The sequence below is a fragment of the Pseudomonas nicosulfuronedens genome, assembly GCF_005877905.1.
In the GTDB taxonomy this organism is placed as follows: Bacteria; Pseudomonadota; Gammaproteobacteria; order Pseudomonadales; family Pseudomonadaceae; genus Pseudomonas; species Pseudomonas nicosulfuronedens.
Genome location: NZ_SWDV01000030.1, coordinates 108,341 through 115,942, shown reverse-complemented (window position 1 = coordinate 115,942; position 7,602 = coordinate 108,341). Strand labels below are relative to the sequence as shown.

5 protein-coding genes are annotated in these 7,602 nt (G+C 66.4%); 3 read left to right on the top strand and 2 right to left on the bottom strand.

Translation table 11 applies throughout. The features are described from left to right. Window positions 1–683: type VI secretion system Vgr family protein (locus tag FAS41_RS21650; protein ID WP_138525486.1), on the bottom strand; the 683-nt coding region annotated here is incomplete at its 3' end. A 257-nt stretch (window positions 684–940) separates the two neighbouring features. Beyond that, window positions 941–1,504 (bottom strand): TetR/AcrR family transcriptional regulator, encoded by a 564-nt coding sequence (locus tag FAS41_RS21645; RefSeq protein ID WP_138525485.1) that lies wholly within the window; start codon window positions 1,502–1,504, stop codon window positions 941–943. 172 nt (window positions 1,505–1,676) lie between these two features. Here FAS41_RS21645 and FAS41_RS21640 point away from each other — a divergent pair, with 172 nt between their 5' ends. From FAS41_RS21640 to FAS41_RS21630, 3 genes are read left to right on the top strand one after another with little or no spacing between them, the layout of a single operon-like run. Further along, a complete protein-coding gene (locus FAS41_RS21640) occupies window positions 1,677–2,846 on the top strand; it encodes a MexC family multidrug efflux RND transporter periplasmic adaptor subunit (protein ID WP_138525484.1) in 1,170 nt (389 codons plus the stop codon). Between the two features lie 27 nt (window positions 2,847–2,873). After that, on the top strand, window positions 2,874–6,005 hold the full coding sequence (locus FAS41_RS21635) for an efflux RND transporter permease subunit (protein WP_138525483.1): 3,132 nt from the start codon (window positions 2,874–2,876) through the stop codon (window positions 6,003–6,005). Beyond that, the gene (locus FAS41_RS21630) at window positions 6,002–7,420 is read left to right on the top strand and encodes an efflux transporter outer membrane subunit (protein WP_138525482.1); all 1,419 of its coding nucleotides are present in this window, start codon (window positions 6,002–6,004) and stop codon (window positions 7,418–7,420) included. Before FAS41_RS21635 ends, FAS41_RS21630 begins: the two co-directional genes overlap by 4 nt. Window positions 7,421–7,602: the final 182 nt, after the last annotated feature.

Below are 7,602 nucleotides of genomic sequence, written 5' to 3'. Positions count from 1 at the left end.
CCGCTGGACTCCAGCGATGACAGCGGACGCAACGGCAGGGCTGGCGCGGGCAGGTAATGGCGTTGGTCGTCATGGAACTCCAGCACCTCGATGCGCAGGCGCTCGTCCATGCTGAAGCGGTACCAGATGCCGACCTCGGCGGTGAGGCGCTGGATGAAGGCGAGATCGTCCTCTCCGTACTGCATCACCTGTTCGCGCTGCGGGTACTCGCGGGTCAGCTGGAAGAGGAAGTCCTGCCCGGCGAAGTTGTTGCGCCGCAGTACCTGCTCGACGATCTCCGGCACGCTCTGGTTCTGGTAAATGCGGTACTGACGGGCGAACCCCAGCAGCTTCAGGCGTGGCACGAAGGTCACTTCGTAGCGCGATTCATCCTGCGAGTAGGCCAGCAGGGCGAAGCGAGTGATGGTGCCGTACAAGGTTCGCAGCGGCGCGGCAATCGGTGGCGTGTAGCCGGGGATGCCGAGCGGCTCGGGCGGTGCGCGCAGGCTGAAACTGGCGTCCCGGCACAGGAAGCTGTCGCCCTCGAGGTCGTGATCGGTGCTGGTGAATTCGATGCGGTAGGTGAAAGGCTGGCTGGGGGCTTCGTCACCCTCGAAGGCGAGTACATCGAGCGGGGCTTCAACGTCCCTGACGTGCAGGGTGTGGCGGCTGTGGTCGAATAAAATCCGTGCTTTCTGAAGCATGCCTGACCTCCTTGCGTGCAATGGGTGCGAGCGCAGGAGACAGGCTGGAATGCCCGCTATAGCCGACCTGCTGACTCAGTCGGCCACCATAGGAACTACCTGATACGTAGGAATATAAGAATAATCTGGGAACAGGCCGGAAAGGTCAGGGGAAAGCTCTCGGGGACTACAGACAATTCTTTTCAGTGAGCCCCAAACGGGATGGCGAGGACACAGCCCGCCAAAGGCAGTGGCTTTCCCTTCAGCGCAGTGCGGACTCAGGCCTGGGGCTTGACCTGCGCACCATGAAGGAACAACTGCTCCAGCACCTGGGCGGAACTGGAGCTGGCCGCGCGGCCGTAGCGCTCGGCGTCGACCATGCCGTAGAGCATCGAGAGGAAGAGTTCGGTGAATACCGCGGCAGTGATGTCGATGCGGAACCTGCCGCTCTGCTGGCCGCGCAGGAAGAAAGCATCCACTGCTTCGGTGTAGTAGCTCCAGCGCTCGGTCGTCGCCTGCATGTCGAGGTTCTCGGCGCGGTACTGGAACAGCAGGAAGTTCAGCATGTCACGGTGCCGCAGGTGCTCAGCGATCAGCTGGCGCAATGCTTCCAGCGGCTCGGCACGCTGCAGCTCGGCGGCTTCGAGGATCTGCCGGATCACCACATGCCCGTAGTCCTCGAGCATCTCCATCAACCCATCACGGGTGCCACAGAAGCGGTGCAGCGTCGCCTTGCTCACCCCCGCCGCCTCCGCCAGCTCCTTCAGCGTCGCCCGAGGGCGGTCGACGATGGCGACGGCCAGCGCCTTGAGCAGACGTTCATCGTGGGCGGAGAGAGTCATTCGGGGGCCTCGTGTCAGGTGGCGGATCGTCTCATTGTGCAGAAAAAGGCCTCTCTTTTGAAAGGTCATGACACATTTTATACACCACAGAAGCAAATGAGACATTATTGACTCATTTAGAGTTTGAAAGGATCATACGCACCTTTCCAGATAGACAGACCCCGGGTGAAACATGGGCAGGTTGCGTGCAGTAGGGACAATCAGTGCGTTGGTGGCAGCGTTGGCGCTGGCCGGTTGCGGACAATCCGGTGAACCCCAGGCGGCCGCCGAAACGGCGCGCCCAGTGGATGTGGTGGCAGTCGCGACCGAACCCCTCACCCTGACGTCGGAGTTGCCGGGGCGTATCGAGCCGATGCGCGTTGCCGAAGTACGTGCGCGGGTGGCGGGCATCGTGGTGCAGAAGCGCTTCGAGGAAGGCGCCGACGTCAAGGCTGGCGACCTGCTGTTCCAGATCGACCCGGCGCCGCTCAAGGCTGCCGTGTCCCGCGCCGAGGGCGAGTTGGCGCGTGCCCAGGCGGCGCAGCAGGAAGCCCAGGCGCGGGTGAAGCGCTACGAGCCGCTGGTGAAGATCGAAGCGGTCAGCCAGCAGGACTTCGACACCGCCATCGCCGACCTGCGCAGCGCCCAGGCTTCGGTACGCTCCGCCCAGGCGGACCTGGAAACCGCGCGCCTGAACCTGGGCTATGCCTCGGTCAAGGCGCCGATCTCCGGGCGCATCGGCCGCGCGCTGGTGACCGAGGGCGCACTGGTTGGCCAGGGCGACGCCACCTTGATGGCGCGCATCCAGCAGCTCGACCCGATCTATGCCGACTTCACCCAGCCGGTGGCCGACGCCCTGCGCCTGCGTGAAGCGCTGAAGAGCGGCAACCTCCCCGCCGGCCAGAGCCAGGCCCTGAGCCTGCGCGTCGAGGGCACGCCGTACGAGCGCAAGGGCGAGCTGCTGTTCACCGATATCTCGGTGGATCGCGGTACCGGCCAGGTCTCGTTGCGCGGCAGATTCGACAACGCCGACGGTCTGCTGCTGCCAGGCATGTATGTGCGCGTCACCGCCCCGCAGGGCACCGACGCCAAGGCCATTCTGGTGCCGCAACGCGCCGTGCAGCGCGCCACCGACGGCACCGCTCATGTGCTGGTGATCGGCGCCGAAAGCCGCGTCGAGACCCGCCAGGTGCAGACCGGCGCCATGCAGGGCTCGCGCTGGCAGATCAGCCAGGGCCTGGCCAGCGGCGACCAGGTCATCGTCGGTGGCCTCACCGGCCTGCAGCCGGGTGCCAAGGTCGAAGCCCGTCAAGCCGATCAAGCCCAGAAGCAACAGCAGCAACAGCAGGCGTCGCGACAATAAGGCGAGGACCGCCGCGAGGAATTCCCCATGTCACTGTTCTTCATCAAGCGCCCCAACTTCGCGTGGGTGGTGGCGCTGTTCATTTCCCTGGCCGGCCTGCTGGCCATTCCGCTGCTACCGGTCGCCCAGTACCCCAGCGTGGCGCCGCCGCAGATCACCGTTACCGCCACCTACCCCGGCGCCTCGGCGCAGGTGCTGGTGGACTCGGTCACCAGCGTGATCGAGGAGGAGCTCAACGGCGCCAAGGGCCTGCTCTACTTCGAATCCACCAGCAACTCCAACGGCATGGCCGAAGTGGTGGTCACCTTCCAGCCCGGCACCAACCCGGAACTGGCCCAGGTGGACGTGCAGAACCGCCTGAAGAAGGCCGAGGCGCGCATGCCCCAGGCCGTGCTCACGCAAGGGCTGGAAGTCGAGCAGACCAGCGCCGGCTTCCTGCTGATCTACGCGCTGAACTACAAGGAAGGCTCCCAGCGCACCGACACCACCGCCCTGGGCGATTACGCCGCGCGCAACATCAATAACGAGCTGCGCCGCGTACAAGGCGTCGGCAAGCTGCAGTTCTTCTCCTCCGAAGCCGCCATGCGCGTGTGGATCGACCCGCAGAAGCTGGTCGGCTACGGTCTGTCCATCGATGACGTGGGCAATGCCATTCGTGGGCAGAACGTGCAGGTGCCGGCCGGCAGCTTCGGCGCCTCCCCCGGCAGCACCGAGCAGGAGCTGACCGCCACCCTCGCCGTGAAGGGCACCCTGGACGATCCGGCAGAGTTCGGTCGTATCGTCCTGCGCGCCAATCCGGACGGTTCCACCGTGAAGCTGGCCGACGTGGCGCGCCTGGAGGTGGGCAGCGAGAGCTACAACTTCACCGCACGCCTGGACGGCAAGCCCACCGTGGCCGGCGCCATCCAGCTCTCGCCGGGCGCCAACGCCCTGCAGACCGCTGCGCTGGTCAAGGAACGCCTGGCCGAGCTGTCGGTGAACTTCCCCGACGACGTCGAGTACTCGGTGCCCTACGACACCTCGCGCTTCGTCGACGTGGCCATCGAGAAGGTCATCCACACCCTGCTCGAAGCCATGGTGCTGGTGTTCCTGGTGATGTTCCTGTTCCTGCAGAACGTGCGCTACACCCTGATCCCGGCCATCGTGGTGCCGGTGTGCCTGCTGGGCACGCTGACGGCGATGTACCTGCTGGGCTTCTCGGTGAACATGATGACCATGTTCGGCATGGTGCTGGCCATCGGCATCCTGGTAGACGACGCCATCGTGGTGGTGGAGAACGTCGAGCGGATCATGGCCGAGGAAGGCCTCTCCCCGCCTGCCGCCACCGTCAAGGCGATGGGCCAGGTGTCCGGCGCGATCATCGGCATCACCCTGGTGCTCTCGGCGGTGTTCATGCCGCTGGCGTTCATGGCGGGTTCGGTGGGGGTGATCTACCAGCAATTCTCCCTGTCGCTGGCGGTGTCGATCCTGTTCTCCGGCTTCCTCGCCCTGACCTTCACCCCGGCGCTGTGCGCGACCCTGCTCAAGCCGATCCCCGAAGGCCACCACGAGAAGCGCGGCTTCTTCGGCACCTTCAACCGGGGCTTCAACCGCCTGACCGAGCGCTACACCCTGCTCAACACTGCGCTGGTCAAGCGTGCCGGGCGCTACATGCTGATCTACGCCGGCATCGTCGCCCTGCTCGGCTACAGCTACCTGCGCCTGCCGGAATCCTTCGTGCCGGTGGAAGACCAGGGCTACATGATCGTCGATATCCAGCTACCGCCGGGCGCCACCCGTGCGCGGGCCGACGTCACCGGCCAGGAACTGGAGCAGTTCCTCAAGTCGCGCGAGGCCGTGGCCTCGTCCTTCCTGGTGATGGGCTTCAGCTTCTCCGGCATGGGCGAGAACGCCGCACTGGCCTTCCCGACCCTGAAGGACTGGTCCGTGCGCGATAAATCGCAGTCCGCCGAGGCGGAAACCGCGGCGATCAACGAGCGCTTCGCCGGCATCAGCGACGGCGCGATCATGGCCGTTACCCCGCCGCCCATCGACGGCCTGGGCAACTCCGGCGGCTTCTCGCTGCGCCTGCAGGACCGTGCCGGCCTCGGCCGCGAGGCGCTGCTGGCGGCCCGCGACCAACTGCTCGGTGAGGCGAACGGCAATCCGAAGATCCTCTACGCCATGATGGAAGGCCTCGCCGAGGCCCCCCAGCTACGCCTGGAGATCGACCGCGAAAAGGCGCGCACCCTGGGCGTCAGCTTCGAGTCCATCAGCAGTGCGCTGTCCACCGCCTTCGGCTCCTCGGTGATCAACGACTTTGCCAACGCCGGCCGCCAGCAACGCGTGGTGGTGCAGGCCGAACAGGGCGACCGGATGACCCCGGAAGCCGTGCTCAAGCTCTACGTGCCCAACAGCGCCGGCGAGCTGGTGCCGCTGTCGGCCTTCGTCAGCACCCGCTGGGAAGAAGGCCCGGTGCAGCTGGCGCGCTACAACGGCTACCCGTCGATCCGCATCTCCGGCGACGCCGCCCCCGGTGTCAGCACCGGCGAGGCCATGGCTGAAATGCAGCGTCTGGTGAGCGAACTGCCGGCCGGCATCGGCTACGAATGGACCGGCCTCTCCTATCAGGAAAAAGTCGCCAGCGGCCAGGCCACCCAGCTGTTCGCCCTGGCGATCCTGGTGGTGTTCCTGCTGTTGGTGGCGCTCTACGAGAGCTGGGCGATCCCGCTGTCGGTGATGCTGATCGTGCCCATCGGCGCCCTCGGCGCGGTGCTCGCGGTGACCGTTACCGGGCTGCCCAACGATGTGTACTTCAAGGTCGGCCTGATCACCATCATCGGCCTGGCGGCGAAGAACGCGATCCTCATCGTCGAGTTCGCCAAGGAGCTCTGGGAACAGGGCCACAGCCTGCGCGACGCCGCGATCCAGGCCGCGCGCCTGCGCTTCCGGCCGATCATCATGACGTCCATGGCCTTCATCCTCGGCGTAGTGCCGCTGGTGGTCGCCAGCGGAGCCGGCGCCGCCAGCCAGCGCGCCATCGGCACCGGGGTGATCGGCGGGATGCTCAGCGCCACGCTGCTCGGGGTCATCTTCGTGCCCATCTGCTTCGTCTGGCTGCTGTCACTGCTGCGTCGCCAACCCAAACCTGCGCATCAACCGTCGGAGGTCGTGCAATGACCGCCCTGCACAAACCCGCCATCACCCTGCTGCTGGCGCTGACCCTGGGGGGTTGCTCGATGGCGCCCACCTACGAACGCCCGGAAGCACCGGTGGCGCAGAGCTGGAGCGGCCCCGCCGCCCAGCCCGGCACCGCGGCGAGCCACCTGGACTGGCAGACTTTCATCGTCGACAGCGAACTGCGTGAGCTGGTGAACGTCGCGCTGGACAACAACCGCTCGCTGCGCCAGACCCTGCTGGACATCGAGCAGGCCCGCGCGCAGTACCGCATCCAGCGCGCCGACCGCGTGCCGGGGCTGAACGCGGCGGCCAATGGCAATCGCCAGCGGCTGCCGGCGGACCTGTCCAACAGCGGCAGTTCGGCGGTTAGCAGCAGCTATCAGGTCGGCCTGGCGTTGCCCGAGTACGAGCTGGACCTGTTCGGCCGGGTGAAGAGCCTGACCGACTCCGCGCTGGAACAATACCTCTCCACCGAGGAAGCGGGGCGCAGTGCACGCCTTGCGCTGATCGCCGAGGTCAGCCAGGCCTATCTCACCTACGACGGCGCCCAGCGCCGCCTGCAGCTGACCGAACAGACGCTGGCCAGCCGCGAGGATTCGCTCAGCCTGATCGGCCAGAGGCGTACTGCCGGCGCGGCCACGGCGCTGGACTATCAGGAAGCGCTCGGGCTGGTGGAACAGTCCCGTGCCGAGCTGGAAAGCAACGCACGGCAGAAGCAGCAGGCGCTCAATGCCCTGGTGCTGCTGCTCGGCACATCCGATGCAGCCAGGCGCATCCCGCAGGTGCCGCAGGACAAGCCCATGCTGATCCAGGACATCGCGCCGGGTACCCCGTCGGAGCTGATCGAGCGGCGCCCGGACATTCTCGCCGCCGAGCATGTGCTCAAGGCGCGCAATGCCGACATCGGCGCGGCCCGCGCGGCGTTCTTCCCGCGCATCAGCCTCACAGGGAGTTTCGGCACATCCAGCGCGGAAATGTCCGGGCTGTTCGACGGCGGCTCGCGTTCGTGGAGCTTCGTGCCGACCTTGTCGCTGCCGATCTTCGATGCCGGCCGCAACAGCGCCAACCTCGACCTCGCCAAGGTGCGCAAGGATTCGGCCGTGGCCGCCTACGAAGGCACCATCCAGACCGCATTCCGCGAAGTGGCCGATGCGCTCGCGGCAACCGACACCCTGCGCCGTGAAGAAGCCGCGCGCCGTGCCCTGGCCAACACCACCAACGAGACGCTGAAGCTGGCCAAGGCGCGCTACGAAGGCGGCGTCGACAGTCACCTGCGCTACCTCGATGCGCAGCGCAGCAACTTCGTCAACGAGTCGGCCTACATCGAGACCAGCACCCAGCGGCAGATCGCCCTGGTGGATCTGTTCCGCGCCCTCGGCGGCGGCTGGAATGGGGAGGCGACGGCGCAGCGCTGATCCACCACCTTGGCTCCGGTTCACGTAGGGCGCATAACCCGGCACGGGTTATCCGCCGCCATGGCGGATAACGCCTCCGGCGTTATGCGCCCTACGGTGCTGCTCCTCTGCCGACGGATGGCCCGCGCCTACCCTAACGCCATACAAGCGGACTGTGTCCGCGATGACTCCAGCCCCGAGAA

Excerpts from the sequence above, each read along its gene's own strand:
- FAS41_RS21635 (WP_138525483.1), top strand. The coding sequence starts at position 2,874 with ATGTCACTGTTCTTCATCAAGCGCCCCAACTTCGCGTGGGTGGTGGCG.
- FAS41_RS21645 (WP_138525485.1), bottom strand. The coding sequence starts at position 1,504 with ATGACTCTCTCCGCCCACGATGAACGTCTGCTCAAGGCGCTGGCCGTC.
- FAS41_RS21640 (WP_138525484.1), top strand. The coding sequence starts at position 1,677 with ATGGGCAGGTTGCGTGCAGTAGGGACAATCAGTGCGTTGGTGGCAGCG.
- FAS41_RS21630 (WP_138525482.1), top strand. The coding sequence starts at position 6,002 with ATGACCGCCCTGCACAAACCCGCCATCACCCTGCTGCTGGCGCTGACC.